We start from the raw sequence: 25,586 nt of genomic DNA, 5'->3' as shown, positions 1-25,586 counted from the left end.
CTCGAAGGGATCAGAAGTCCATGTCACCGCCCGGCATGCCGCCGCCGGCCGGCGCGGCGGCCTTCTCCGGCTTGTCGGCGATGACGGCCTCGGTGGTGAGGAACAGCGCGGCGATGGAGGCGGCGTTCTGCAGCGCGGAACGGGTCACCTTCGCCGGGTCGATGATGCCCTCGGCGACCAGGTCGACGTACTCGCCGGTCGCGGCGTTCAGGCCGTGGCCCGGGGTGAGGTTGCGGACCTTCTCCACCACGACGCCGCCCTCGAGGCCGGCGTTGACGGCGATCTGCTTGAGCGGGGCCTCCAGGGCGAGCTTCACGGCCTGCGCGCCGGTCGCCTCGTCACCGTCGAGCTCCAGCTTCTCGAAGACGTTGGTGGTCTGGAGCAGGGCCACGCCACCACCGGCGACGATGCCCTCCTCGACGGCCGCCTTGGCGTTGCGCACGGCGTCCTCGATGCGGTGCTTGCGCTCCTTGAGCTCCACCTCGGTGGCGGCACCGGCCTTGATGACCGCGACGCCGCCGGCGAGCTTCGCCAGGCGCTCCTGCAGCTTCTCGCGGTCGTAGTCCGAGTCGCTGTTCTCGATCTCGGCGCGGATCTGGTTGACCCGGCCGTTGACCTGGTCGGAGGAGCCGGCGCCGTCGACGATGGTGGTCTCGTCCTTGGTGATGACGACCTTGCGGGCGCGGCCCAGGAGGTCCAGGGTCGCGTTCTCCAGCTTGAGGCCGACCTCCTCTGAGATGACCTCGCCGCCCGTGAGGATGGCGATGTCACCAAGCATGGCCTTGCGGCGGTCGCCGAAGCCCGGGGCCTTGACGGCGACGGACTTGAAGGTGCCGCGGATCTTGTTGACGACCAGGGTCGACAGGGCCTCGCCCTCGACGTCCTCGGCGATGATCAGCAGCGGCTTGCCCGACTGCATGACCTTCTCCAGGAGCGGGAGCAGGTCCTTGACCGAGGAGATCTTGGAGTTGGCGATGAGGATGTACGGGTCCTCGAGCGACGCCTCCATGCGCTCCATGTCGGTCGCGAAGTAGGCGGAGATGTAGCCCTTGTCGAAGCGCATGCCCTCGGTGAGCTCGAGCTCCAGACCGAAGGTCTGCGACTCCTCGACGGTGATGACGCCTTCCTTGCCGACCTTGTCCATGGCCTCGGCGATGAGCTCGCCGATCTGGGTGTCGGCGGCGGAGATGGAGGCGGTGGAGGCGATCTGCTCCTTGGTCTCGACCTCCTTGGCCTGGTCGAGCAGGGCGGCGGAGACGGCCTCGACGGCCTTCTCGATACCGCGCTTCAGGGCCATCGGGTTGGCACCGGCGGCGACGTTGCGCAGGCCTTCCTTGACCAGGGCCTGGGCGAGCACGGTCGCGGTGGTCGTACCGTCACCGGCGACGTCGTCCGTCTTCTTGGCGACTTCCTTGACCAGCTCGGCGCCGATCTTCTCGTACGGGTCCTCGAGCTCGATCTCCTTGGCGATGGAGACACCGTCGTTGGTGATCGTGGGGGCACCCCACTTCTTCTCAAGGACGACGTTGCGGCCCTTGGGGCCGAGGGTCACCTTGACGGCGTCCGCGAGCTGGTTCATGCCGCGCTCGAGGCCTCGCCGCGCCTCCTCGTCGAACGCGATGATCTTGGCCATGTGAAGTGGTCCTCCCAGGACTGGGGGTGATTACTTCGGACCGCGCCCGCGCCCGCGACGGACGGCCCCGGCCGGAGGTTCCTTGCCCCACCCGGCCCGTGGCCTCACCGACCCGGTCCTTCGTTGTCACTCTCACCTTCAGAGTGCTAACGCCAATGATTAGCACTCGACCCCTTCGAGTGCAAGCGCCTTCGGGGCGTCGGCGGGGACTCAGCCGGACGCGAACACGGGCATGCCGGGCCGTGCGAGCGCGCGGTGCGCGGACACGGGCGCGCCGAACGCCGGACGGGACGGCGCGCGGGCACAGCGAAGGGCCCGCACCCCGGCAGCGGAGGTGCGGGCCCTTCCGTAGAAGAACGTCGCTTGCGGTGGTCGCGCGATTCAGGCCGTGACGCGGACCATGTCGGCCTGCGGACCCTTCTGGCCCTGCGAGATCTCGAACTCGACCCGCTGGCCCTCTTCCAGCGAGCGGTAGCCGTCCATCTGGATCGCGCTGTAGTGGACGAAGACGTCCGCACCACCGTCGACCGCGATGAAGCCGTACCCCTTCTCCGCGTTGAACCACTTGACGGTGCCCTGAGCCATGCCTAACTCCCCTATTACTGGCCCTTGCACAGATCCACACTTCGCGGATCCGGGTCAGACCTCACCCCCCGTGGATCGGGGGCGTGCGCCGGAACGCGTCGACCGCGGCTGAATGTATCTGTCCAACTGCCGTCTGCAACAGGTCAATCGGACGAGAAATCTGGACGTACGCGGTCCGGAATATAGGGAGAATTCACGTGAATTCAGGGCAAGTCGGGCCCCATAAACAAGGCAAATGCCGCAGAAGGCCCGCAGACTTTGGCTACTTCTTGCCGGGCCCGCGGCAGGAATCCATGGCCCCGGATTTGGAGTTCGGGGGCGCGTTCCCCAACTCTACCGTGCTCAACCACACAGAATTGCCCCCTCCGCTTCTCTCACGGAGGGGGCCATTCGATGAACTCTGCGTGACCAGGATTACCGAAGGTAATGATCAGCCGCCGGCGACCGCCGGGATGATCGAGACGCCCACGCCGTCCGGGGTGGCCGTCTCGAGGCCCTGCTCGAACCGGACGTCGTCGTCGTTGACGTACACGTTGACGAAGCGGCGCAGCTTGCCCTGGTCGTCCAGGACCCGTGCCGCGATGCCCGTGTGGTTCTTCTCCAGGTCCGAGATGACCTCGGACAGGGTCGCGCCCTCGGCGCTCACCTCGGCCCGGCCGCCGGTGTAGGTGCGCAGGATGGTGGGGATACGAACGGTCACGCTCATGCCAGGCCAGCCTCTCGGAAGGAGTCCAGGGTCGGACGGATCGTCGCGGTCAGGCCGGTGCCGGCCACCGCGTCCAGCGTCTTCAGCCCGTCGCCGGTGTTGAGGACGACGGTGGTCTTCGTCGGATCGAGGACACCGTCCTCGATGAGCTTCTTCGTCACGCCGACCGTCACACCGCCCGCCGTCTCGGCGAAGATGCCCTCGGTCCGCGCCAGCAGCTTGATGGCGTCGACGACCTGCTCGTCGGTCACGTCCTCCACCGCACCGCCGGTGCGGCGCGCGATGTCCAGGACGTACGGGCCGTCGGCCGGGTTGCCGATGGCCAGGGACTTGGCGATCGTGTTCGGCTTCTGCGGCCGCACGACGTCGTGGCCGGCCTTGAAGGCGGTGGACACCGGCGAGCAGCCCTCGGCCTGGGCGCCGAAGATCTTGTACGGCTTGTCCTCGACCAGCCCCAGCTCGATCAGTTCCCGCAGGCCCTTGTCGACCTTGGTGAGCTGGGAGCCCGAGGCGATCGGGACGACGATCTGGTCCGGCAGCCGCCAGCCGAGCTGCTCGCAGATCTCGTACGCCAGCGTCTTGGAGCCCTCGGCGTAGTACGGCCGCAGGTTGACGTTGACGAAGCCCCAGCCCTCGCCGGCCGGATCGCCGATCAGCTCGGAGCAGAAACGGTTCACGTCGTCGTAGTTGCCCTCGATGCCGACGAGTTCGCCGCCGTAGATCGCGGCCATCACGACCTTGCCCTGCTCCAGGTCGTGCGGGATGAACACGCAGGAGCGCAGTCCGGCGCGGGCGGCCGCGGCGCCGACGGCGCCGGCCAGGTTGCCGGTCGAGGAGCAGGAGAGGGTGGTGAAGCCGAAGGCGCGGGCCGCCTCCAGCGCCTGGGCGACCACGCGGTCCTTGAAGGAGTGCGTCGGGTTGCCGGAGTCGTCCTTCACGTACAGCCCGCCGGTCACCCCCAGTTCGCGGGCGAGGCGGTCGGCCCGGACGAGCTTGGTCCAGCCCGGGTTCAGGTTCGGCTTGCCGGCGACGTCCGCGGGGACGGGCAGCAGCGGCGCGTAGCGCCAGATGTTCGCGGGGCCCGCTTCGATCCTCTTGCGCAGCTCCTCGGTGTCGTAGGCCGAGAAGTCGTAGGCGATCTCCAGCGGGCCGAAACACTCCTCGCACGCGAAGACCGGGCCGAGGGGGACGCGGTGACCGCACTCGCGGCAGCTCAGCGCCGCGGCGGGGCCGAGGTCCACAGTGGAGTCGGTGCTGCTTACAACGGTCTGCACAGCCATGTGAGGCGAGGCCCTTTCTCCTCATCTTCCTCACGACGCATCTCGCCGTGAGACGGATTTGGCACCTTCCCTAGCCGGGAGCCTCGCGAAGACGATCGGCTGTGCTCGCACAGCAGTCGATACGAGAACCGGCTGGAGGGTTGCCGGGGCTTCATCGGGCCGTGTCCCTCTGCCCCTCTGGATGAGCTGTATTCGGTTGTGACGCGGAGGTGACCCCCGGCATGGGATGGTCGTCCGCGTTGTTCAGACTGTAACGGAAGGCCAGGACGGCTGAGCCGGTCGTCCGAAGCGCGAGACAACAGTGAGGAGCCGCTGACCGTGCTGGAAGAAGTCGAGCGCTGGCTGGCCACCCGCTCCTGGTCCGTGGCCGACCGGCCGCTCCACCAGATCCTGGCGGCCAAGCAGCGCACCGGCCAGTCGGTCTCCGTGGTGCTGCCCGCGCTGAACGAGGAGGCGACGGTCGGCGACATCGTCGCGGTGATCCGCCGCGACCTCGTGGAGCGGGCGCCGCTCGTCGACGAGATCGTCGTCGTCGACTCGGGCTCCACCGACCGCACCTTCGAGGTGGCCGCCGCCGCCGGCGCCCGGGTGGTGCGCCGCGACGAGATCCTTCCGCGCCTGCCGGCCGTGCCGGGCAAGGGCGAGGTCCTGTGGCGCTCCCTGCTCGTCACCCGCGGGGACATCGTCTGCTTCGTCGACGCCGATCTGCGGGAGTTCTCCTCCGACTTCGTCACCGGCATCGTGGGCCCGCTGCTCACCGAACGCGACGTGGACCTGGTCAAGGCGATGTACGACCGGCCCTTCACCGTGCCCGGCGGACACACCTCCGGACCGGCCGCGGCCGGGCAGGGCGGACGGGTCACCGAGCTGATGGCGCGCCCGCTGCTCAACATGCACTGGCCGCAGCTGGCCGGCTTCGTGCAGCCGCTCGGCGGCGAGTACGCGGCCCGCCGCTCACTCCTCGAACAGCTGCCCTTCCCGGTCGGCTACGGCGTCGAGCTGGGCATGCTGGTCGACGCGCTGCACCTGGTGGGCCTGGACGCGCTCGCCCAGGTCGACGTCGGGGTGCGCAGGCACCGGCACCAGGACGGACAGGCGCTCGGCCGGATGGCCGCCGCGATCTACCGCACCGCCCAGCTGCGCCTGGCCCGGGGCCACCTCGTGCGCCCCTGCCTCACCCAGTTCGTCCGCGGCGAGAACGGCTTCGAGCCGCGGACGTACCACGTGGACACGGAGGAGCGTCCGCCGATGGCCGAGATCACGGAGTACGCGACCCGGCAGGTGGCGTGAAACACCGGTACCGCCCGCCGTCCGCCGGCTACGAAGCGGAACCGTACGTTTGAGCGTTTCGGGGCCGGGCTAGGTTGAGGCGTATGGCTTCTACGCACGGTGCCGAAGTGCTGGTCGCGTCCAACCGCGGCCCGGTTTCGTACGAGGTACGCCCGGACGGCTCGCTCCACCCCCGGCGCGGAGGCGGAGGGCTGGTGTCCGGGCTCTCCGCGATCGGCCCGGAGGCGGGCGCGGTGTGGGTGTGCGCCGCGCTGAGCGACGCCGACCGGGAGGCGGCGGGCCGCTTCGAGGGCGGGCGCCGGCTGCCGTCGGAGGCGACCGGCGGGCAGCAGGTGCGGATGCTCGACATCGACGCGAAGGTCTTCTCCGACGCCTACAACGGCATCGCCAACTCGGTGCTGTGGTTCGTCCACCACATGCTGTACCAGACCCCGCTGGAGCCGGTCTTCGACGCGGAGTTCCGGCGTCGCTGGAAATCCTACGAGGCCTACAACCTGGCCTTCGCCGAGGCGCTGGCGGAGGAGGCCACCGAGGGGGCGGCCGTGGTGGTGCAGGACTACCACCTGACACTCGTGCCGGGGATGCTGCGCGACTTCCGGCCCGATGTGCGCATCGGGCACTTCTCGCACACGCCGTGGGCGCCGGCGGACTACTTCCGGATCCTCCCCGACGACATCGCCGAGCAGGTGCTGCGCGGGATGCTGGGCGCGGACCGGCTGGGCTTCCTCACCCAGCGGTGGGCGGACGCGTTCGCCGGGTGCTGCGACGCGCTCGTCGGCGGGCTCGGGGGCACCCGGATCGGGGTGCACGGGCTGGGCGCGGACGCGGAGTTCCTGCGGGAGCGGTCGCACCGGGCCGACGTCGAGGAGCGGATGGCGGCGCTGCGCGAGGAGATCGGCGCCGGCCCGGACGGGGGCCCGCGCCGGACGATCGTGCGGGTGGACCGGACCGAGCTGTCCAAGAACATCGTGCGGGGGCTGCACGCGTACCGGCAGCTGCTGGAGGACCGCCCGGAGTGGCGCGAGCGGGTGGTGCACGTGGCCTTCGCCTACCCCTCGCGGCAGGACCTCGCGGTGTACCGGGAGTACACGGAGCAGGTGCGACGGGTGGCCGAGGAGATCAACGCGCGCTACGGGACGCCCGGCTGGACCCCGGTCCTGCTGCACGTGGAGGACGACTTCGCGCGGTCGCTCGCGGCGTACCGGATCGCCGACGTGGCACTGGTCAACCCCATCCGGGACGGGATGAACCTGGTCGCCAAGGAGGTGCCGGTCGTCTCCGACTCGGGGTGTGCGCTGGTGCTGTCGCGGGAGGCGGGGGCGTACGCGGAGCTGGGGGAGGACGCGGTCGCCGTCAACCCGTACGACGTGGTCGGGACGGCCGGGGCGCTGCACCGGGCGCTGAGCATGCCGGAGCACGAGCGGGCGGAGCGGACGAAGCGGCTGGCCGCCGCCGCGACCGCGCTGCCGCCCGCTCAGTGGTTCCTGGACCAGCTGGAGGAGCTGGGCGGCCGAGGGGGCTGATCCGAACGAAAGCCCCAGTGCTGTGACCGGAAAGGTGTGCCGGCTCGCGGCGCCCGGCACGGCACTCCCCCAGCCTTCGGCCGGGGGTACCCCCACGCCGGGTTGTCGCATCACCCGAGTACATCCCGTACGCGGGCAATGCTCCGCCTTGCGATGTTCCCCCACTGCCCGAAGGGCGTGGGAGGTGCCCCCAGCACCGGACGCCGCGAGCTTCCCGGCAAACCTTCCCGGCCACAGCACTAGGCGAGGTGGTCCGCCAGGTTCCTCAGCAGTGCCACCACCCCGGCCGGGCCGTCCACCACCAGGTCGGCCCTCTCCGACACCTCCGTGACCTCCGTGCTGCCGCTGCAGACCAGGACGCCCGGAATCCCGTCCGAGCGGAGTCCGTCGACCGCGGCGTAGGCCGGCAGGTCGCCCAGGTCGTCGCCCGCGTACAGGACCGACGTGGCGCCCAGGGCGCGGGCGCAGTCCAGGAGGGCGACACCCTTGTCCATGCCCGGGGGACGCAGTTCGAGGACCATGCGGCCGGGTTCGACGATCAGCCCGTGGCGGCCGGCCAGGTCGGCGAGGGGCTCGCGCAGCGCCTCGAACGCGGCCTGCGGGTCGTCCGCGCGGCGAGTGTGGACGGCGACCGAGCGGCCCTTCTCCTCGATCCAGGCGCCGTGCCGGGCGCCGATCCGGTCGAGGAGGCCGGGCAGTTCGGCGCGGACCGCGGCGACACCGGGGTGCGGGGGCGGGGCGGTGACCGTGCCGGTGGCGGCGTCCCAGCGCTCGGCGCCGTAGTGGCCGAGGACGACCAGGTGTTCCAGGCCGGGTACGCCCGCGAAGCCGCCGTGGCGCACCGCGACGCCGGGCGGGCGGCCGGTGACCACCGCGACGGCGGCCACCTTCGGGGCGAGCGCGGAGAGCGCGGCCACGGCGTCGGGGTGGGCGCGGGCCTGGTCGGGGTCGGGGACGATCGGGGCGAGCGTCCCGTCGAAGTCGAGGGCGATCAGCGCGTGCTCCGGCCGGGCGAGGATCGCGGCGAGCCCGTCCCGGCCCGCCGGGGTGGCGGGCGTCGGGAGGGAGGAGACGGGGGCGGTCGAGTCGGTGGCGTGACTGTCCTGGCTTCCCATGGGGCGAACCTATCCCTCCACGGCCCGGGGCACTCCTCCGTTCCGGGCGGGTCTCACCGCTCGGCGCGCCGGGCCTCGCGCACCCGGCGCAGCCGGTTCACCGTGACCGGGTCGTGGGCGAGGGCGCGGGTGTCGTCGAGGAGGGCGTTGAGGAGCTGGTAGTAGCGGACGGGCGAGAGGCCCAGTTCCTCGCGTATCGCGCGCTCCTTCGCGCCGGGGCCCGTGAAGCCGCGGCGCTCCAGGGCGAGGATGTCCCGCTCCCTGCGGCCGAGCCCCTGCTCCTCGTCGTCGTCCATACCAGGCACCGTAGCCTCCACCACCGACAGCGGCCCTCGTCGGACCCGGCTGTCACGGCCGGCCCGGCGCCGCCGCGCCGTTCCGGCCGTACGGGCGTCACCATGTGGACACAATTGGTCTGCACCAAGTAAGTGGACTAGACCTCTCCCGGTCGACGGGTCCACACTGTTCCACGTGAAACACGTCATCGCCCTCGATGTGGGCGGCACCGGGATGAAGGCCGCCCTGGTCGCCGCCGACGGCTCCCTGCTGCACCGGGCCCGCCGGGCGACCGGCCGTGAGCGCGGACCGGACGCCGTCGTCGAGGGCATCCTCGGCTTCGCCGCCGAGCTGCGGGCGCACGGCGTCCGGCACCTCGGGGAGGAGGCGGCCGCGGCCGGTGTCGCCGTCCCCGGCATCGTCGACGAGGCGCGAGGTGTCGCCGCCTACGCGGCCAACCTCGGCTGGCGTGACGTACCCCTGCGCGATCTGCTCGCCGAACGGCTCGGCGCCCCCGTGGCCCTGGGCCACGACGTGCGCACCGGCGGGCTGGCCGAGGGCCGGATCGGGGCGGGCAAGGGCACCGACCGGTTCCTCTTCGTGCCGCTGGGTACCGGGATCGCGGGCGCCATCGGCATCGACGGCCGGGTGGAGGCGGGCGCGCACGGCTTCGCGGGCGAGATCGGCCACATCGTCGTACGCCCCGGCGGCCTGACCTGTCCGTGCGGGCAGCGCGGCTGTCTGGAGCGGTTCGCCTCCGCGTCGGCGGTGAGCCAGGCGTGGGCCGAGGCGTGCGGGGACCCGAACGCGGACGCGGCGCACTGCGCCAAGGCCGTGGAGTCCGGGGACGCGCGGGCGCGGGCGGTCTGGCAGGAGGCGGTGGACGCGCTCGCCGACGGGCTGGTCACCGCGCTCACCCTGCTGGACCCGCGCATGCTGATCATCGGCGGCGGGCTCGCCGAGGCGGGCGAGACGCTGTTCTCGCCGCTGCGCGAGGCGGTCCGGCGGCGCGTCACCTTCCAGAAGCTGCCGTCGATCGTCCCCGCGGCCCTCGGGGACACCGCCGGATGCCTGGGCGCGGGGCTCCTGGCCTGGGACCTGCTCAACACTTCTACGACTTTCCGGAGGTAGCCACCTGATGGCCCCCAGCAAGGTTCTGACCGGAGCCCGGGTGGTGTTGCCCACCGGGATCGTGGACGGCGGCCGTGTGATCGTCGACGGCACGCGGATCGCCGGCACCGCCCGGGAGGACGCCGAGACCCTCGACGTACGCGGGCACTGGCTGGTCCCCGGCTTCGTCGACATCCACAACCACGGCGGAGGCGGCGCCTCCTTCTCCGGCACGGCCGACGACGTGCTGACCGCCGTCCGCACCCACCGGGAGCACGGCACCACCACCCTGGTCGCCTCGACCGTCACCGACGACATGGGTCTCCTCGTCAAGCAGGCGGGGCTGCTGTCGGAACTCGCCGAGCAGGGCGAGATCGCGGGCGTCCACTTCGAGGGGCCGTTCATCTCGCCGTGCCGCAAGGGAGCGCACTCCGAGGAGCTGCTCCGCGACCCGGACCCCGCCGAGGTGCGCAAGCTGATCGACGCCGCCCGCGGCCGGGCCAGGATGATGACCCTGGCCACCGAACTGCCCGGCGGCATCGACTCCGTACGGCTGCTCGCGGAGCACGGCGTGATCGCGGCGATCGGGCACACGGACGCGACGTACGAGCAGACGGTGGAGGCGATCGACGCCGGAGCCACCGTCGCCACCCACCTGTTCAACGCGATGCCGCCGCTCGGCCACCGCGCCCCCGGTCCGATCGCGGCTCTGCTGGAGGACGAGCGGATCACGGTCGAGCTGATCAACGACGGCGTCCATCTGCACCCCGCCGCCCTGGAGATGGCGTTCCACCACGCGGGCGCCGGGCGGGTCGCGTTCATCACCGACGCCATGGACGCCGCCGGGATCGGCGACGGCCGCTACCTGCTCGGCCCGCTCCAGGTCGAGGTCGAGGGCGGGGTGGCGCGGCTGGTGGAGGGCGGCTCGATCGCGGGCTCGACCCTGACCCTGGACCGGGCGTTCCGGCGCGCGGTCACGGTCGACCGGCTGCCGGTCCCGGACGTGGTCGCCGCGCTGTCCGCCAATCCGGCCCGGCTGCTCGGGATGGACGACCGGGTGGGCTCCCTGGAACCCGGCAAGGACGCCGATCTCGTCCTGCTCGACGAGGACTTCGCCCTGAAGGGCGTGATGCGGCGGGGCGCATGGGTGGTTGAGCCCCAACTGGGCTGATCCGTCCGCCCGTCCGGCCGCGGTGGCCGGTCCGAGGGGTGGGCGGTGGGCCGGGTCTTTGGCATGATCGAGTCTCCGGAACTTCGCGGCGGACGCGCTTACTCGGGGGAGGTCGGGCCGGTGATCCTCACGGTCACGCTGAACACCGCTCTCGACCTCACCTATCGGGTGCCGTCCCTGCGGCAGCACTCGTCCCACCGGGTGTCCGAGGTGACCGAGCGGCCCGGCGGCAAGGGCGTCAACGTGGCCCGCGTGCTGGCGGCCCTCGGTCACGAGGTGACGGTCACCGGCTTCGCGGGCGGGGCCACCGGGCGCGAGGTGCGCGACCGGCTCGCGTCCGAGGCGCCGGGCGTGGTGGACGCGCTGGTCCCGGTGGCCGGCGCGACCCGGCGCACGATAGCCGTGGTGGACCAGCGCACCGGGGACACCACCCAGCTCAACGAGCCCGGCCCGGTCGTCACCCCGGCCGAGTGGTCCGCCTTCCAGGACAGCTACGAGGACCTGCTCGGCTCGATGTCGGCGGTTGCGCTGTGCGGCAGCCTGCCGCGCGGGCTGCCGGTGGGCGCGTACGCCGGTCTGGTGCGCACCGCGCGCGCCGCGAACGTGCCGGTGCTGCTGGACACCAGTGGCGAGGCGCTGCGCCGGGCCGTGGCCGCCCGCCCCGACATCATCAAGCCGAACGCCGACGAACTGGCCGAACTCACCGGCTCCCACGAGCCGCTGCGCGCCACCCAGGACGCCCGCCGCCGCGGCGCCCGCGCGGTGATCGCCTCCCTGGGCTCGGAGGGCCTGCTCGCGCACACCTCCGACGGCCTGTGGCGGGCCGCCCCGCCGTCCCGCGTCCGGGGCAACCCGACCGGCGCCGGCGACTCCGCCGTCGCGGGCCTGCTGGCGGGTCTGGTGGAGCAGCTCCCCTGGCCGAACCGCCTGAGTCGCGCGGTCGCCCTGTCGGCGGCGACGGTCCTGTGCCCGGTGGCCGGCGAGTTCGACCGCGCGGCCTACGAGGAACTGCTGGGGCGGGTGTCGGTGACCGGAGAGGCCACCGCCGCCTAGGGCAGGCCCTGCGCTAGCGGGTGACCTTCCCCTTCTTCAGCCACAGCTGGTCCAGCAGGACGTTGCACTTGTCGCCGTCCTCGCAGGAGATGCTGATCGTGTTGGTGCCCTTGGTGAGGGTCGGCCACACGTAGGTCGTCGTCCAGCCGTTGGGGAAGTCGCCGTCCTGGGCGTGCCGGTAGTTCTGCACGGGCAGCTTGCTGCCGTACACCTTGCCGTTGACGGTGAGCGTCATCGCCTGGTCCTCACCGGCGGTGCTGTAGTGCGTGAAGAGCGTGTAGTCGCCGTCCTCGGGGATGCCGTTCACCGTCCAGGTGACCTGGGCGCCGGGGGTGTTGAGGCCCGTCACGTAGACACCGCCGTCGGCGGCGGCGCCCTTGACGTCGGACGCGAGGGTGGCACCGCCGCCAGGCAGCAGCGCCTTGGCGTCGATCTTCGGCAGCTCCTCCGGCGAGGCCGTCTCGTCGGCCTTCTGGGTCGGGGCCGGCTCGTCGCTCTGGGTCACCGTGGGGTCGGCGCCGCCGGCCTGGTTGTCGTCCTTCTTGCCCGAGTCGTCGCCGATCATCGCCACACCGATGCCGATGACGACCGCGGCGACCACCGCGACGGCCCCGATCAGCAGGCCCTTGGTGTTCGGGCCGCGGCCACGGCCGCCACCACCCTGGGGCTGCTGCCGGGTCGGGGCGCCGCCGGGGAGGGACTCGGGTGCGGCGTAATGGGCGCTCGGCTGGCCGTACGCGCCCTGCTGCTGCGGGACCTGGCCATACTGCCGCTGACCGACCGTGCGGACCCGGTTCACCGAGTTCGGGTAGCCGTATCCGCTCGAGGGCGGCTGGGCTCCGTTGGCCTGGCCGTCGGCGTACAGGTAGCCGAACGGGTCGTCGTCCTCGGGCGTGCTCGCGCCGCTGTTGCCGGGCGTCATCCCTTGGTACTCCTCAACAGGTGCGGGTGGTGCGGTACGTCGTGGGAAAGGCGAGCCTACCCGCTTCGCGGGGCCCAATCGGGTGACTCATGCCGCATAGGGTGGCTGACCTGCGGATCATCCGGCACGGCGATGTTGTTTGGGACGAGATCGTTTCTCGACGTACATCCGTTCGTCGGCTGATTTCAGCACTTCGTCCGCCGTCATGCCGCAGTGGGCCCACCCGATGCCGAAACTCGCCCCGACCCGGACGGCCCGGCCCTCGGCGCGGATCGGCTGGATGATCTCGTTGCGCAGCCGTACGGCGAGGTCCTGGGCGTCGGCCCGGCCGAGGCCGTCGGCGAGGATCACGAACTCGTCGCCGCCGAGCCGGGCCACGGTGTCCCCGTCGCGCACGCCGTTGCTCAGCCGCCGGGCCACCTCGATGAGCACCGCGTCGCCCGCGTTGTGCCCGAACCGGTCGTTGATCGACTTGAAGCCGTCGAGGTCGCAGAAGAGGACCGCGAGACCCTTGGTGCCGTCGTCGTGGTCGCCCTCGGGGGCGACGGTGTGCACGTGGTGGTCGTAGGCGTCGTAGGCCCGGGTGCCCGGCCGGAAGTCGAAGCCGTGGTCGCCGACGTCGTAGCCGGGGTGGCCGTAGGCGGTGTCCTGCGACTCGGATTCGCCCGCCTGCGCGGCCTGGGGCCGCCGGCACAGCCGGGCGGACAGGCGGGCGCGCAGCTCGGCGGAGTTCGGCAGGCCGGTGAGGGAGTCGTGGGAGGCGCGGTGGGCGAGCTGGAGCTCGCGGCGCTTGCGCTCCTCTATGTCCTCGACGTGGGTGAGCAGGAAGCGGGGCCCGTCGGCGGCGTCCGCGACGACGGAGTTGCGCAGGGACACCCAGACGTACGAGCCGTCGCGGCGGCCCAGGCGCAGCTCCGCCCGGCCGCCCTCGGCCGAGGTCCGCAGCAGGGTGCCTATGTCCTCGGGGTGGACGAGGTCGGAGAAGGAGTAGCGGCGCATGGCGGAGGCGGGGCGGCCCAGCAGACGGCACAGGGCGTCGTTGGTGCGCAGGATCCGGCCGTGCTGGTCGCCGCCCATCTCGGCGATGGCCATGCCGGAGGGCGCGTACTCGAAGGCCTGGCGGAAACTCTCCTCGCTGGCCCGCAGGGCCTGCTGCTCGCGCTCCAGACGTATGAGGGCGCGCTGCATGTTGGAGCGCAGCCGGGCGTTGCTGATCGCGATGGCCGCCTGGAAGGCGTACATCTGGAGGGCCTCACGGCCCCAGGCGCCGGGCCGGCGGCCGTTGCGCGGGCGGTCCACGGAGATCACGCCGAGCAGCTCGCCGGAGGAGCCGCCGGACCCGCCGGGGACGTCCATGGGCGCGAAGAGCCGGTCGGCGGGGTGCCACTCGTCCTCGAAGCGCGGCGCCGGCCCGTCGGTGTACCAGGTCGGGACGTCGTCGTCGTCGAGGACCCAGCCCTCGGTGTGGGGTATGAAGACCAGGCCGTCCCACTGCTCGCCCATGGCCAGCCGGCGGTCCCAGGAATCCCGGGAGCCGACACGGCCGGTGATCAGCGCCTCGGCGGCGGAGTTCCCGGCGAGGGCGGCGACCACGAGGTCACCGTCGGCACGCACGAGGTTGACGCAGGCCAGCTCGTAGCCGAGGCCCTTCACGACGCCGTCGGCGACGGTCTGCAGTGTGTCCGCCAGACTCCTCGCGGTGTTCATGTCCGCCATGACCTGGTGCAGTTGCCGCAGGGACGCCAGGCGGACGTACGGCTCCGAGTCGGTCTCCATGCTCGCCCTCCCCCCGAGACCTCGCCAGCGAATCAAGGGTGTTGTTCGGCGTTCGTCTGCGCATTCTCCGCCACTGAATCACAGCGCGAAGCCCACTCGGTACACAGGGTCAACAATTCACTGCTCTTGTGACTCAAGTCACAGATGAACGTGAACAATTGAGTACGGTTTCTGTCTTTTCCCTGTGCGTTTGATGAACACGGGCCACGCGGCTGTGGGGACATGATGCACGACACGCTCGTCCGCTGGTCCTAGGTCCGGCTTCGGGCGAAGGCCCGATGCGGCGGCCTCGGACCGGTGGTTAGCGTTCCGTGTGTGTTGAAGACTTCCTCCGTGCCGCCCTCCTCCCCCACCGCCTCTGCCGAGCTCCGGGCTCCGCTCGGGCGGGGGGAACCCCGACCCGGGCATGCTGAGGGGGTGACCAACGAGGAGTTCCGTGCCGCGATGTCCAGGCTGGCCGCCGGTGTGGTCCTGGTGACCGCGCAGGAGCCGCCACTCGACCCGGACGACCCGCGGGCGCCGGCCGGCGAGGACGCGGGCATGACGGCGACGGCGTTCATGTCGGTGTCCCTGGACCCGCCGCTGGCCCTGGTCAGCCTGCGCGAGGGCTCCCGCATGGACGACCTGCTCGCCGAACAGCCCCTGTGGGCGGTCTCGGTCCTCGCCGACAGCCAGCACGCCATCGCCGGCCGCTTCGCCATGAAGGGCCGGGTCAGCGACCGCCTGCTGTTCAGGGACCTCCCCCACACCCGCGGCGAGGTCTCCGGCGCCCCCCTGCTGACCGACGCCATGGCCACCCTGGAGCTGCGCACCGAACAGCGCGTGCCGGCGGGCGACCACACCCTGGTCATCGGCCGGGTCCTGACAGCCCGCCTGCCCGGCACGGACGGCGAACCGCTGCTGTACTACCGCGGCCGCTACCGCCGGCTGGGCTGACGCCCCGCCCGTGTCCGGCATCCCCGCCGGCCCGGGCCCGGGGCTACCCCCAGTCCTTCCCGGAGCGCCCCCGCTTGGTCTGCGAGCGCTGCTTCTTCTCACGCAGCCGCCGCTCGTTGATACCGCGCGGGATCCGGGTGGGCCTGCGCGGCCTGGGCGGCGGCGCGGTCGCCTCGGCGAGGAGCGCGGCGAGGCGCACGGCGGCGGCCTCGCGGTTGCGCCACTGGGAGCGGTGCTCGGAGGCGCGCACGCTGACGACGCCGTCCACGAGCCGGTCCGCGAGGCGCTCCAGCGCACGCTGCTTCCACACCTCGGGCAGCGCCTCGGTGTTGGCGAGGTCGAAGCGCAACTCCACCTGGGAGTCCGTGGTGTTGACGTGCTGGCCGCCGGGCCCCGAGGACCGCGAGAAGCGCCAGGCCAGTTCGGCCTCGGGGAGCGCGACGGAGCCGCGAATGAGATGGGGACCGGACATGTCGTCCATGTTCCCCTCCCCGCCCGCTTCACGTCATCATGTTTTCGCCGCGGGCGTGTTCGATCGGGGTGGGTAAAAAAGGTAAAGAGACGCGGAACCCGGAGGACCCCCCTCGACGTTCCTATGGGTGGCGATAGCTTCGTCCGCACACGCAACGAGGGAAGGGACTCCCAACAATGGCTGTAAGCCTGTCCAAGGGTGGCAACGTCTCGCTCACCAAGGAGGCTCCGGGCCTGACCGCCGTCACCGTGGGCCTCGGCTGGGACGTCCGCACCACCACCGGCACGGACTTCGACCTGGACGCGTCCGCGATCGCGGTCAACGCGCAGGGCAAGGTCTACTCGGACCAGCACTTCGTCTTCTTCAACAACAAGCAGACCCCGGACAACACCATCGTCCACACCGGCGACAACCTCACCGGCGAGGGCGAGGGCGACGACGAGTCGATCAACGTCAACCTCGCCGGGCTCCCCGCCGACGTCGACAAGGTCGTCTTCCCGGTCTCCATCTACGACGCCGAGAACCGCGGCCAGAACTTCGGCCAGGTCCGCAACGCCTACATCCGCATCGTCAACCAGGCCGGCGGCACCGAGATCGCCCGCTACGACCTGTCGGAGGACGCGGCCACCGAGACCGCCATGGTCTTCGGCGAGCTGTACCGCAACGGCGCGGAGTGGAAGTTCCGCGCCGTCGGCCAGGGCTACGCCTCGGGCCTGGTCGGCATCGCCCAGGACTTCGGCGTCAACGTCTGACGGACCCGGCCCGCTGACCGAGCCCCGGCCCGCGAAGGGCCGGGGCTGCGGGCGCTGCTCCGACGGGTGGCGGCAGGACGCCTCCGTGTGCGCCGGGGACGCGGCCCGCGTCGAGGGCGTCCGTGCCCGCCACGGGATGCGTCCCGTCGTCGCCTCGGCGCGACGCCCCGGCCCGCACCGAGCGACCACGCCGGCTGGGCCTGGAGGAGCGGCCGGGCCCGTCGCTCCGGCCGGCCGCCCTCCGCGCCAGGGGGCGCCCGGGGCGTGTGGAGCGCGGTACGTTGCCCGGGTGTTCCTCGAGCCCCTGACCCTCCCGTCGGACCGCGGCCTCCCGGGTGAGCTCCTGACCGAGCTCACCGCGCTCTACGCCTCCCACCGCGACTTCCACGCCCTCAGCGGCGACTTCCCCGACCCGGACGACATCCGCCCGGAACAGGTGGCGACCGCGCTGGCGGACGAACTGGCCGCCCCGGACGCGGAGGTGCTGCTCGCCCGCAGCGAGGGACGGCTCGTCGGGATCGCGATCACGCTCGCCCACCATCCCGACCCGGCCGACCCGGACCCGTGGATCGGCCTGCTGATGATCGACGCGGGCGCGCAACGGCACGGCTACGGGCGCCGGTTGGCGTCCCTCGTCGAGGACCGCTTCCGTGCCGCGGGCCGTACCGCCGTGCGCCTGGCCGTCCTCGGGAACAACCCCGGGGGCCTGGCGTTCTGGACGGCCCTCGGCTACCGGCACCTCGCTCACCGCCGGGACCGGCGACTGGGCCGCCCGTGCGTGGTGCTGCGCAAGCGGCTGGACTGAGGGAGCGGGCCGGCCGGTGAAGGGACCGGCCGGCCGCGGTCAGGGCCCCGTCGGCTTGCCGTCCCCGTACAGCCAGTCGGCCCAGATCGCGCCGAAATCCGTGCCCGGGGCCTTCTTCTCCACGTAGGCGGTGAAATCGGCGGTGTCCGCGTTGCCGTGGCGGTGGGCGGCGGCCCAGCCCCGGACGATGCCGTCGAAGGCGTGGTCACCGACCGCCCGGCGGATCTTGTGCAGAACCATCGCGCCGCGTTCGTAGACGGGCCGTCCGGAGATGTGCGCGGCATCGACCGGCTCGGCGGGCGGGAAGGACCACACGGCCCCGTCCCCGGCGGCGTCGGCGAAGTAGCCGCCGCGTTGGAGCGCGTCGAAGGCCTGCTGCGCGGTACGGCCGCCGTGGTCCTCGTCCCACAGCCACTGCGCGTACGTCGCGAAGGCCTCGCTCAGCCACATGTCCCGCCAGCTCTTCGGGGTGACGGAGTCCCCGTACCACTGGTGGGCGAGTTCGTGGACGAGGGTTCCGATGTCGGGGGCGCCGGGGAAGAAAGGCCGGTTCTGGGTCTCCAGGGCGTAACCGGCGTCCTCGCGGCGGCCGACGATCGCGCCGGTGGACGAGAAGGGGTACGGGCCGAAGCGGCGCTCCGCCCACTCGACGACCTCGGGGATCCTGGCCTGCACGGCCCCGCTCTCCCGCACCTGGGAGGGCTCCACGGCGACGTACACCGGCAGACCGCTCCTCGTGGTGGAGCGGGTGATCTCGAAGCGGCCGATCGCGACGGTCGCCAGATAGCTCGCCATCGGCTCGGCGGTGCGCCACCGGAACGTCGTACGTCCCCCGCTGGTCGTCTCGCTCCTCAACTCGCCGTTGGAGACGGCCCGCAGCCCCTCGGGCACGGTGACCGAGATGTCGTACGCGGCCTTGTCGGACGGGTGGTGGTTCCCCGGGAACCACGCCATCGAGCCGACCGGCTCACCGAGGGCGAGCGCGCCGTCGGCGGTGGGCAGCCACCCCTCCCGCGAACCGTCGGGGTCGACGACGACCTGCGGCCGCCCCGAGTAGCGGACCGTCGTGGTGAACGTCTTCCCCTTCAGCAGATCGCCGTGCGGGCGCACGGTGAGTTCCTGCCCCGCCCGGCTGAACCAGGCGGCCCTCCCCTCCACCGTGACGCTCCGGACGTCGAGCCCCACGAGATCGAGGTTGAAGGCGGACAGGTCCTTGGCGGCCCGGGCGGTGATGACCGCCGTACCCGTGAGGTGACGTCGGCCCGGGTCGTAGTCGAGGGTCAGGCCGTAGTGGCTGACGTCGTACCCGCCGTTGCCCGCCCTGGGGAAGTACGGATCGTGCAGCCCGGCCCCGCCCGGGGTGCCCCGGACACCACCGCCGCACCCGGTCAGCGTCAGCGCGAGCAGGGCGCAGCCGGCCGCGGCGGTCCGGACAAGCAGGGCAGATCGATACACGCGCGCGATCCTATGCGGGGCACATGACACCATCGCCTACGTGCTCGACATCGGTTACGCCCTCTCCAACCGCTTCCCCGACCCGCCGCAGACGGACTACCGCCGCGCGGACGTGCGGGCGCTGCGGCACGACCTGTTCTGCGGCGACGTCTACCTGGCCGACACCGAGTCGGACCGCGAACTGGCCACGGCCTGGGGCTGGGTGCCCGTGCTCGACTTCGCCTGGGCCCTGTGCGACATCGTCGAGCGGCTGGACCGGGACCCGGCCGGCTCCCGCGCCTCCCGTCCGCAGCGGGCGGAGCTGGACTTCACCGAGTCCACGGACCGCATGCTCTTCGAGCGCCGCTTCGGCTGGGTCGACATCGAGTCCGACTGGATGCCCGTGGAGGAGTCCCCGCTGACCTTCTCGCACTCGGCGCTGCGCCGCGAGGCCCGTGACTTCCTGCACGACCTCGTCGCCGACCTGTGCGACCTGCACGAGGACCTGGCGGAGAACCCGGCGATCTGGACCCTCCAGGCCCGTTACCCCCGCGTCTCCTGAGCCCCCTTCCCGTCGGAATCCCCTTTCTGCCCTTTCCGGCCTTTCAGTCCCCTCACTCCTCCACCCTGATCCCCAGCTCCGCCGCCAGCACCGGCGCCAGGTCCAGGAGCTGACCGGTGCTGATCACCGCGCCCGCCAGCCGGTCCAGCCCGCGCGCGATCTCCAGGGACACGGCACCCCGCAGGTCCACGTCCGAGAGCGTCGCCGCGCTGAAGTCGACGCCCTTGACCACGCAGTCCACGAACTCCACCCGCTCCAGCCGGGCGCCCCCGAAGTCCGGCTCGACGAGGACGCAGCCCTCGAAGACGACGTCCCGCAGCCGAGCCTTGCGCAGGTTCAGGTAGTCGATCTTGCCGCCGCGGATCCACACGCGCTCCAGGACCGCACCGTGGCACTGCACACCGCCGAGGCGGGTGTCGACCACCTCCACATCACGCACGGTCGCCTCGGCGAGGTCGGTGCCGACACCCCGTATGCCGGTGAGGACCGAGTCCAGGAAGCGGGCGTGCCGCAGCGACGCGTCGTCCAGCGCGCAGCCCCGGAGCGCGCAGTCCAGGAACCGGGCCCCCGCCCCGTCCTGCCCGGCCAGGTCCTCCTCCCGGAACTCCAGCCCGTCGTAGTCCCCGTCCGGCGCCAGTCCCCCGCCGCCGTACGCCTCCAGCGCCGGCAACCGCACCTCGGGCCGCCGCGCGCCCTTCACACCGGCCCTGCCGCTCGTTCCGCTCACCATGCCCCCATGCTGCACCCCGCCACTGACAATCCCCTCTCGATCCCCGCCCCCGACCGCGAGGCGCCCTGCGTACACGCAGGATGCGATACCTCCCGATTCATGGTCTTCTGGCCAGGTGAGCGTCGCCCGTCCAGGTGAATCCTCGTCCCAGGAGACCGACCGGCACCGCTGGTGGGCACTGGTCGTCATCGCGCTCGCGCAGTTGATGGTGGTCCTGGACGCGACGATCGTGAACATCGCGCTCCCCTCCGCTCAGCACGCCCTGCACATGTCCGACGGCAACCGGCAGTGGGTCATCACCGCCTACTCCCTCGGCTTCGGCGGGCTGCTCCTGCTGGGCGGGCGGATCGCCGACCTGGTGGGACGCAAGCGGACGTTCGTCGTCGGGCTGGCCGGGTTCGCCGCCGCCTCCGCGTTCGGCGGCGCGGCCACCTCCTCGGGCATGCTCTACGGCGCCCGCGCCCTTCAGGGCGCCTTCGCCGCCGTCCTCACCCCCTCCACGCTCAGCCTGCTGACCACGACCTTCACCCACCCCAGGGAGCGCGGGAAGGCGTTCGGCGTCTACGGCGCCCTGGCGGGCAGCGGCTCGGCGATCGGCTTCATCGTCGGCGGCGTGCTGACGGAGTTCCTGAACTGGCGCTGGTGCCTCTACGTCAACGTGCCCATCGCCGTCGTCACGGTCCTCGGCGCCCTGACCCTGCTGCGCGACAGGCCGGGCCGGGCGGACGCCCGGCTGGACCTGCCCGGGGCGGTGCTGGGCTGCGGCGGGCTGGTCGCCGTCGTCTACGGGGTCAGCGAGGCCCAGCCGCGCGGCTGGACCGATCCGCTGGTGCTGAGCCTGTTCGCCCTCGGTGCGGCGCTGCTCCTGACGTTCGTGTGGTGGCAGAGCCGGGCGCCGGTGCCGCTGCTGCCGCTGCACGTCCTGCGGGACCGCAACCGGGCCGGCTGCCTCCTGACCATGCTGCTGGCCGTGATCGGCATGTTCGGGCTGTTCCTGTTCATGACGTACTACCTCCAGGAGATCCTCGGCTACTCGCCGTTGCGGACCGGTCTCGCCTTCCTTCCGCTGACCGCCGCGATCATCACCGGCTCGACGCAGATCTCGGCCCGGCTGCTGCGGCACGTGGCGCCGCGCGTGCTCATGGTCCCCGGGATGCTCCTGGCCGCGGGCGGGCTGCTGTTCCTGACCCGGCTCACGGTCGACTCGCGCTACCCGAGCGAGGTGCTGCCCGCCCTGGTCCTGATGGGCCTCGGCATGGGCCTGACCTTCATGCCCGTGTTCGCCACCGCCACCGCGGGCGTCGCCCCGCAGGACTCGGGGGTGACCTCCGCGACCGTGAACACCTCGCAGCAGGTCGGCGGTTCCATCGGCACCGCCCTGCTCAACACGGTCGCCACGACCAGCGGCGCCGCCTACGTCACCGCCCATCTGCGCGGCCCGGCGGACCGGGCCCGGGTGGTGCCGGAGGGCATCGTCCACGGCTACACGGTCGCCATCTGGTGGGCGGCCGCCATCATGCTGGTGGCCGGTCTGATCGCGGGCCTGATGGTGACGGGCAGGGCCCCCGAGCACGGGGCCCCGGCAAAGGCGCCCGTGACGGAACCAGTGGCATGAGGCGCGGGAGCCCTGGGGCCGGGCGCTAACGCCTCAGGGCGAACAGCGCCTTCCTCGGGTTCCACGGCTCTCCCCGGCCCCTGGTCAGCGGACAGCAGCCCAGGCCGATCAGGACGGCGGTGAAGTGCCCCAGATCGGTGAAGGTGTGCCGGGTCACCAGCGACACGGCGTAGAAGGCGAGGACGGCGGCCAGGTACAGGTACCGCCAGGGCGGGGCGATCCGGTACGTCAGCACCCCCATCACCCCGGCCAGCGCGTAACTCACCCCGACGTCCAGAGTGTTGACGGCCGACTCCGGCACCACGTGCCGCTGGATCGCCCACAGCACGGCGCCCTCGCTGATCAGCGTGGCCAGCACGTGCGCGGTCACGCACGCCAGCAGCCAGCGCAGGGTGCCCAGCCAGCGCTCGGCCTGGGCGTGGAAGACCGTGTAGAGGACCGCGTACGGCAGCCAGTGGCCGCTGTCGATCCACATGGCGCTGGAGAAGAGCACCCGCACCGGGTCGTTCGACAGCTCGCGCAGGTTCGTCGAGCGGTGCAACAGGAAGTGCTGCTCGAACTTCGGCGACATGTGGTGCAGGGCGACGGTGGTCAGGAACAGGATCAGCAGCCAGACGTACGTCCCCGGAGCGCTGCGGACGTACGCCTTCGCCGCCCGAAGCCCACGCCGCATCCGCATGACCCAGCTCACACGCGCAAGTATGGTCGTCAGAGTGATCGAGGTGCCCGGCGCGCTGGCCGCTTCCCAGGAGAAATTCAACGGGGCGGCGGGCCGCGCGTTCGTCGCCGGTCTGCCCCGGCGGGTGGCCGGCTTCCTCGACCGGTGGCGGCTGCGGATCGACGGGCCGGCGATGCACGGCGTGTGCGCGCTGGTCCTTCCGGTCGTCCGCGCCGACCGCCTGCCCGCCGCCCTGAAGCTCCAACTGCCCGACGAGGAGAGTGCGGGAGAGGCGCCGGCGCTGCGGGTGTGGGACGGCGCGGGGGCCGTACGGCTGCTGGAGCACGACGAGCCGACCGGCACGCTGCTGCTGGAACGGCTCGACTCCGCCCGCCCGCTGTCGCGCCTGCCGGACACCCGTGAGGCCGTCCTGGTGATCGCCGGCCTGCTGGCCCGCCTGACCTCCGTACCGGCCCCGGCGGGGATACGGCGGCTGGGTGACATCGCGGGGGACCTGCTGGAACGGACCCCGGGGGCGTTGCGGCGGCTGCCCGACGGGGACGACCGCCGGCTGCTCGCGGACTGCGCCGCCGCCGTGCGCGAGGTCGCCGGCGAGAGCGGCGACCGGCTGCTGCACTGGGACCTGCACTACGACAACGTCCTCGGCGCCGACCGCGAGCCCTGGCTGGCCATCGACCCGAAGCCGCTCGCCGGGGATCCCGGCTTCGAACTGCTCCCGGCGCTGTTCAACCGCTTCGAGCCCGGCGAGGTCGTCCGGCGCTTCGAGGCCATGACCGGGGCGCTGGACCTCGACCGGGACCGGGCCCGTGCCTGGACGCTCGGCCGTGTGCTGCAGAACGCGCTGTGGGACCTGGAGGACGGCCGCCCCCTGTCCCCCGAACAGCTGTGGATCGGCCGCGCCCTGCGCCGGTGACCGCCGCCGGACCGCACCCCGCGCCGGTGACACGCCGCCGGACGGCCCATCGGGCGTTCCAGCTGACTATCGGGCCATACGGTACAGAATATGACGAAACGCCATATCGCTCTGCTCCTGAGCGCCACCGCGCTGGTCGGCTCGGGCATCGCCGCCGCCCCGCCGGTCCTGGCGCCCAGGACGCACCTGGTGCATCCGGGCCAGTCGATCCAGCGGGCGGTGGACTCCGCGAAGCAGGGTGACACCGTGCTGGTGCTGTCCGGCGTCTACCACGAGAGCGTCAAGGTGACGACACCCGGTCTGACCCTGCGTGGCACGGGCCGCGGCACCGTCCTGGAACCGGGCGGCCGCAAGCCCGCGAGCGCCTGCGGCAAGCGGGGCAACGGCATTTGTGTGGTGGGGGCCAAGGGCAAGCGCCTGAAAGGTGTCACCGTCTCCCGTCTGACCCTGACCGGTTTCTCCCACGCCGGTCTGATGGCCGTGGGCACCGACGGGCTGACGGTGCGGCAGGTGACCGCCGAGAAGAACGGGATGTGGGGCATCGCCGAGGAGCGGTCCGTACGCAGCGAGTACCGGAGCAACATCGCCCGGGGCAACGGCGACGCGGGACTCTTCCTGGCCAACACGGTCACCGCCGAGCAGGGCGCCGCCGACACCGGTGGAACGCTGATCGCCCGCAACCGGCTGGAGGGCAACCGGATCGGCGTCACCGTCCGCCGGCTGCGCGACCTCACCGTCGCGGGCAACGACGTCTCCGGCAACTGCGCGGGCGTGTTCGTCGTCGGCGACGAGAACAAGCCGCGGGCCGGCGCGCTGACCGTGCGCGACAACCGGGTCGCGCAGAACAACAGGTTCTGCCCGGCGACCGCCCGGCTGCCCTTCCTCCAGGGCTCCGGCATCGTCCTGACCGGCGCCGAGCGGACCGACGTGTTCCGCAACCTCGTCGTCGGCAACTCGGGCAGGTCTCCCTTCTCCGGCGGCATCGTGCTGTTCAAGAGCTTCGTCGGCGCGGCCGGCGAGCGGAACCGGGTGAGCCGGAACGTGCTCGACGGCAACTCCCCGGCGGACCTGGTCAACCAGGAGAGCGCCACGCACCACAACACCTTCGCAGAGAACTCCTGCGGGGTCTCCAAGCCCGCGGGACTGTGCTGAGGCCGTAGTCACTCGTGGAACCCACGGGACCGAGAAGGAAGGAAGGCGGCACATGACGACCGCTCAGTCCGCCCCACCGCCGTCCATGCGGCTCAGGGAACTCGCGTTCGGGGCGGCGTGCGCCGCCGCCCTCCGCGCGGCCGCCCGGCTCGGTGTGGCCGACGCGCTCGGGGACGCGTCCATGGCCGTGGAGGACCTCGCGGCCGCCGTGAAGGCCGAACCGAAGCCGCTGCGCCGGCTGCTGCGGGCGCTGACCTGCTACGGGGTCTTCACCGAGCAGCCCGACGGAACGTTCGCGCACACCGACATGTCCCGGCTGCTGCGTGAGGACGACCCGGGCAGCCTGCGCTACATCACCCTGTGGTGCACCGAGCCGTGGACCTGGGACGCCTGGCCGAAACTGGACGAGGCGGTGCGCACCGGCCGCAACGTGGTGGAGGACCTGTACGGCAAGGAGTTCTTCGTCCACCTCAACGAGGACGCCCCCGAGTCGGCGGACGTCTTCAACCGGGCCATGACGACCTCCAGCAAGCAGTCCGCGCGGGACGTCGCCGCGCTCCTCGACCTGTCCGGCGCCTCCTCGGTCGTCGACATCGGCGGCGGGCAGGGGCACGTGGTGGCGAGCCTGCTGGAGAAGTACCCGCACATGCACGGCACCCTGCTGGACCTGCCGCAGGTGGTGGACAACGCCGACCCCCGGCTGCGCGCGGGCGGCTCGCTGGCGGACCGGGTGCGGATCGTGCCCGGCGACTGCCGCGAGGCCATCCCGGTCAGGGCCGACGTCTACATCATCAAGAACATCCTGGAGTGGGACGACGACTCCACCGCCCGCTGCCTGCGCAACGTCATCGGGGCGGGCGGGCCCGGGGCGCGGGTCGTGGTCATCGAGAACCTCGTCGACGACACCCCCTCGATGCGGTTCAGCACCGCCATGGACCTGCTCCTGCTGCTGAACGTCGGCGGTGCCAAGCACACCAGCGCCAGCATGGCCGGCCGGCTGAAGGCGGCCGGCCTGATCATCGACGACATCAGCCCGGTCAACCCCTACCTGCACGCCTTCGACTGCACGGTGCTCACCTGACCGGACCCCACCGAC

General features: G+C 72.0%; 25 protein-coding genes and 1 riboswitch. Of the genes, 13 read left to right on the top strand and 12 right to left on the bottom strand.

What is annotated here, in order from left to right:
- Nucleotides 1-10 precede the first annotated feature (10 nt).
- From groL to thrC, 4 genes are all read right to left on the bottom strand, one after another.
- A complete protein-coding gene (gene groL / locus ACIQMV_RS23650) occupies nt 11-1,633 on the bottom strand; it encodes a chaperonin GroEL (RefSeq protein WP_141360141.1) in 1,623 nt (540 codons plus the stop codon).
- Nucleotides 1,634-2,014: 381 nt separating this feature from the next.
- Nucleotides 2,015-2,218 carry a cold-shock protein gene (locus tag ACIQMV_RS23645; RefSeq protein ID WP_009189266.1) on the bottom strand — a complete coding sequence of 68 codons (204 nt, stop codon included), beginning with the start codon at nt 2,216-2,218 and terminating at the stop codon, nt 2,015-2,017.
- Between the two features lie 430 nt (nt 2,219-2,648).
- Nucleotides 2,649-2,924 carry a MoaD/ThiS family protein gene (locus ACIQMV_RS23640; protein WP_141360140.1) on the bottom strand — a complete coding sequence of 92 codons (276 nt, stop codon included), beginning with the start codon at nt 2,922-2,924 and terminating at the stop codon, nt 2,649-2,651.
- Nucleotides 2,921-4,204, bottom strand: a complete 1,284-nt coding sequence (gene thrC, locus ACIQMV_RS23635; protein WP_402595283.1) for a threonine synthase — start codon at nt 4,202-4,204, stop codon at nt 2,921-2,923. Before thrC ends, ACIQMV_RS23640 begins: the two co-directional genes overlap by 4 nt.
- An 18-nt stretch (nt 4,205-4,222) precedes the next feature.
- A riboswitch (SAM riboswitch) is annotated at nt 4,223-4,392 on the bottom strand.
- A 130-nt stretch (nt 4,393-4,522) separates the two neighbouring features.
- On the opposite strand from thrC, the gene ACIQMV_RS23630 reads away from it, so the two are divergent.
- Both ACIQMV_RS23630 and ACIQMV_RS23625 read left to right on the top strand, forming a co-directional pair.
- Nucleotides 4,523-5,494 carry a glucosyl-3-phosphoglycerate synthase gene (locus tag ACIQMV_RS23630; protein ID WP_402595281.1) on the top strand — a complete coding sequence of 324 codons (972 nt, stop codon included), beginning with the start codon at nt 4,523-4,525 and terminating at the stop codon, nt 5,492-5,494.
- Nucleotides 5,495-5,577: 83 nt separating this feature from the next.
- On the top strand, nt 5,578-7,017 hold the full coding sequence (locus ACIQMV_RS23625) for a trehalose-6-phosphate synthase (protein ID WP_402595279.1): 1,440 nt from the start codon (nt 5,578-5,580) through the stop codon (nt 7,015-7,017).
- Nucleotides 7,018-7,256: 239 nt separating this feature from the next.
- Here the strand turns inward: ACIQMV_RS23625 and otsB are convergent, their stop codons facing one another.
- The gene (gene otsB / locus ACIQMV_RS23620; protein WP_402595277.1) at nt 7,257-8,132 is read right to left on the bottom strand and encodes a trehalose-phosphatase; all 876 of its coding nucleotides are present in this window, start codon (nt 8,130-8,132) and stop codon (nt 7,257-7,259) included.
- A gap of 53 nt (nt 8,133-8,185) precedes the next feature.
- Nucleotides 8,186-8,428: a DUF3263 domain-containing protein gene (locus ACIQMV_RS23615; RefSeq protein WP_141360135.1), complete on the bottom strand. Its 243-nt coding sequence runs from the start codon at nt 8,426-8,428 to the stop codon at nt 8,186-8,188.
- A 214-nt stretch (nt 8,429-8,642) separates the two neighbouring features.
- On the opposite strand from ACIQMV_RS23615, the gene ACIQMV_RS23610 reads away from it, so the two are divergent.
- The 3 genes from ACIQMV_RS23610 to ACIQMV_RS23600 all read left to right on the top strand — a co-directional run bounded on the left by ACIQMV_RS23610 (nt 8,643) and on the right by ACIQMV_RS23600 (nt 11,742).
- A complete protein-coding gene (locus ACIQMV_RS23610) occupies nt 8,643-9,539 on the top strand; it encodes an ROK family protein (protein WP_402595512.1) in 897 nt (298 codons plus the stop codon).
- 7 nt (nt 9,540-9,546) lie between these two features.
- Nucleotides 9,547-10,689 carry an N-acetylglucosamine-6-phosphate deacetylase gene (gene nagA, locus ACIQMV_RS23605; RefSeq protein ID WP_402595276.1) on the top strand — a complete coding sequence of 381 codons (1,143 nt, stop codon included), beginning with the start codon at nt 9,547-9,549 and terminating at the stop codon, nt 10,687-10,689.
- A 120-nt stretch (nt 10,690-10,809) separates the two neighbouring features.
- Complete coding sequence (locus tag ACIQMV_RS23600) at nt 10,810-11,742, top strand: 1-phosphofructokinase family hexose kinase (protein ID WP_402595274.1); 933 nt, start codon at nt 10,810-10,812, stop codon at nt 11,740-11,742.
- A 13-nt stretch (nt 11,743-11,755) separates the two neighbouring features.
- On the opposite strand, the gene ACIQMV_RS23595 is transcribed toward ACIQMV_RS23600, so the two are convergent.
- Both ACIQMV_RS23595 and cdgB read right to left on the bottom strand, forming a co-directional pair.
- Nucleotides 11,756-12,664, bottom strand: coding sequence for a carbohydrate-binding protein (locus ACIQMV_RS23595; protein ID WP_402595272.1), 909 nt, complete (start codon nt 12,662-12,664; stop codon nt 11,756-11,758).
- Nucleotides 12,665-12,781: 117 nt separating this feature from the next.
- The gene (cdgB, locus tag ACIQMV_RS23590) at nt 12,782-14,440 is read right to left on the bottom strand and encodes a diguanylate cyclase CdgB (RefSeq protein WP_402595271.1); all 1,659 of its coding nucleotides are present in this window, start codon (nt 14,438-14,440) and stop codon (nt 12,782-12,784) included.
- Between the two features lie 417 nt (nt 14,441-14,857).
- Here cdgB and ACIQMV_RS23585 point away from each other — a divergent pair, with 417 nt between their 5' ends.
- Nucleotides 14,858-15,376, top strand: coding sequence for a flavin reductase family protein (locus tag ACIQMV_RS23585; RefSeq protein WP_253266131.1), 519 nt, complete (start codon nt 14,858-14,860; stop codon nt 15,374-15,376).
- 43 nt (nt 15,377-15,419) lie between these two features.
- Here ACIQMV_RS23585 and arfB read toward each other — a convergent pair whose 3' ends face one another.
- Nucleotides 15,420-15,857 (bottom strand): alternative ribosome rescue aminoacyl-tRNA hydrolase ArfB, encoded by a 438-nt coding sequence (arfB, locus tag ACIQMV_RS23580; protein WP_141360129.1) that lies wholly within the window; start codon nt 15,855-15,857, stop codon nt 15,420-15,422.
- 167 nt (nt 15,858-16,024) lie between these two features.
- Here arfB and ACIQMV_RS23575 point away from each other — a divergent pair, with 167 nt between their 5' ends.
- A complete protein-coding gene (locus tag ACIQMV_RS23575; RefSeq protein WP_141360128.1) occupies nt 16,025-16,600 on the top strand; it encodes a TerD family protein in 576 nt (191 codons plus the stop codon).
- Between the two features lie 289 nt (nt 16,601-16,889).
- On the top strand, nt 16,890-17,405 hold the full coding sequence (locus ACIQMV_RS23570) for a GNAT family N-acetyltransferase (protein WP_388474631.1): 516 nt from the start codon (nt 16,890-16,892) through the stop codon (nt 17,403-17,405).
- Nucleotides 17,406-17,444: 39 nt separating this feature from the next.
- Here the strand turns inward: ACIQMV_RS23570 and ACIQMV_RS23565 are convergent, their stop codons facing one another.
- A complete protein-coding gene (locus ACIQMV_RS23565) occupies nt 17,445-18,893 on the bottom strand; it encodes a M1 family metallopeptidase (RefSeq protein WP_402595268.1) in 1,449 nt (482 codons plus the stop codon).
- Between the two features lie 7 nt (nt 18,894-18,900).
- Here ACIQMV_RS23565 and ACIQMV_RS23560 point away from each other — a divergent pair, with 7 nt between their 5' ends.
- Complete coding sequence (locus tag ACIQMV_RS23560; protein ID WP_225074566.1) at nt 18,901-19,401, top strand: hypothetical protein; 501 nt, start codon at nt 18,901-18,903, stop codon at nt 19,399-19,401.
- A gap of 52 nt (nt 19,402-19,453) precedes the next feature.
- On the opposite strand, the gene ACIQMV_RS23555 is transcribed toward ACIQMV_RS23560, so the two are convergent.
- Complete coding sequence (locus ACIQMV_RS23555) at nt 19,454-20,131, bottom strand: pentapeptide repeat-containing protein (RefSeq protein ID WP_402595266.1); 678 nt, start codon at nt 20,129-20,131, stop codon at nt 19,454-19,456.
- A 115-nt stretch (nt 20,132-20,246) separates the two neighbouring features.
- On the opposite strand from ACIQMV_RS23555, the gene ACIQMV_RS23550 reads away from it, so the two are divergent.
- A complete protein-coding gene (locus ACIQMV_RS23550; protein ID WP_402595264.1) occupies nt 20,247-21,746 on the top strand; it encodes an MFS transporter in 1,500 nt (499 codons plus the stop codon).
- 25 nt (nt 21,747-21,771) lie between these two features.
- Here the strand turns inward: ACIQMV_RS23550 and ACIQMV_RS23545 are convergent, their stop codons facing one another.
- Nucleotides 21,772-22,425: a rhomboid-like protein gene (locus ACIQMV_RS23545; RefSeq protein WP_402595510.1), complete on the bottom strand. Its 654-nt coding sequence runs from the start codon at nt 22,423-22,425 to the stop codon at nt 21,772-21,774.
- A gap of 22 nt (nt 22,426-22,447) precedes the next feature.
- On the opposite strand from ACIQMV_RS23545, the gene ACIQMV_RS23540 reads away from it, so the two are divergent.
- The 3 genes from ACIQMV_RS23540 to ACIQMV_RS23530 all read left to right on the top strand — a co-directional run bounded on the left by ACIQMV_RS23540 (nt 22,448) and on the right by ACIQMV_RS23530 (nt 25,571).
- The gene (locus ACIQMV_RS23540) at nt 22,448-23,338 is read left to right on the top strand and encodes an aminoglycoside phosphotransferase family protein (protein WP_402595262.1); all 891 of its coding nucleotides are present in this window, start codon (nt 22,448-22,450) and stop codon (nt 23,336-23,338) included.
- Between the two features lie 90 nt (nt 23,339-23,428).
- Complete coding sequence (locus ACIQMV_RS23535) at nt 23,429-24,490, top strand: nitrous oxide reductase family maturation protein NosD (protein ID WP_402595261.1); 1,062 nt, start codon at nt 23,429-23,431, stop codon at nt 24,488-24,490.
- Nucleotides 24,491-24,542: 52 nt separating this feature from the next.
- Nucleotides 24,543-25,571: a methyltransferase gene (locus ACIQMV_RS23530; RefSeq protein WP_402595259.1), complete on the top strand. Its 1,029-nt coding sequence runs from the start codon at nt 24,543-24,545 to the stop codon at nt 25,569-25,571.
- Nucleotides 25,572-25,586 lie beyond the last annotated feature (15 nt).

Origin of the sequence: Streptomyces sp. NPDC091412 (genome assembly GCF_044756885.1) — a bacterium.
Taxonomy (GTDB): Bacteria; Actinomycetota; Actinomycetes; order Streptomycetales; family Streptomycetaceae; genus Streptomyces.
The sequence above is the reverse complement of the archived record's forward strand: the minus strand, read 5'-3'. Positions and strand labels throughout refer to the sequence as shown.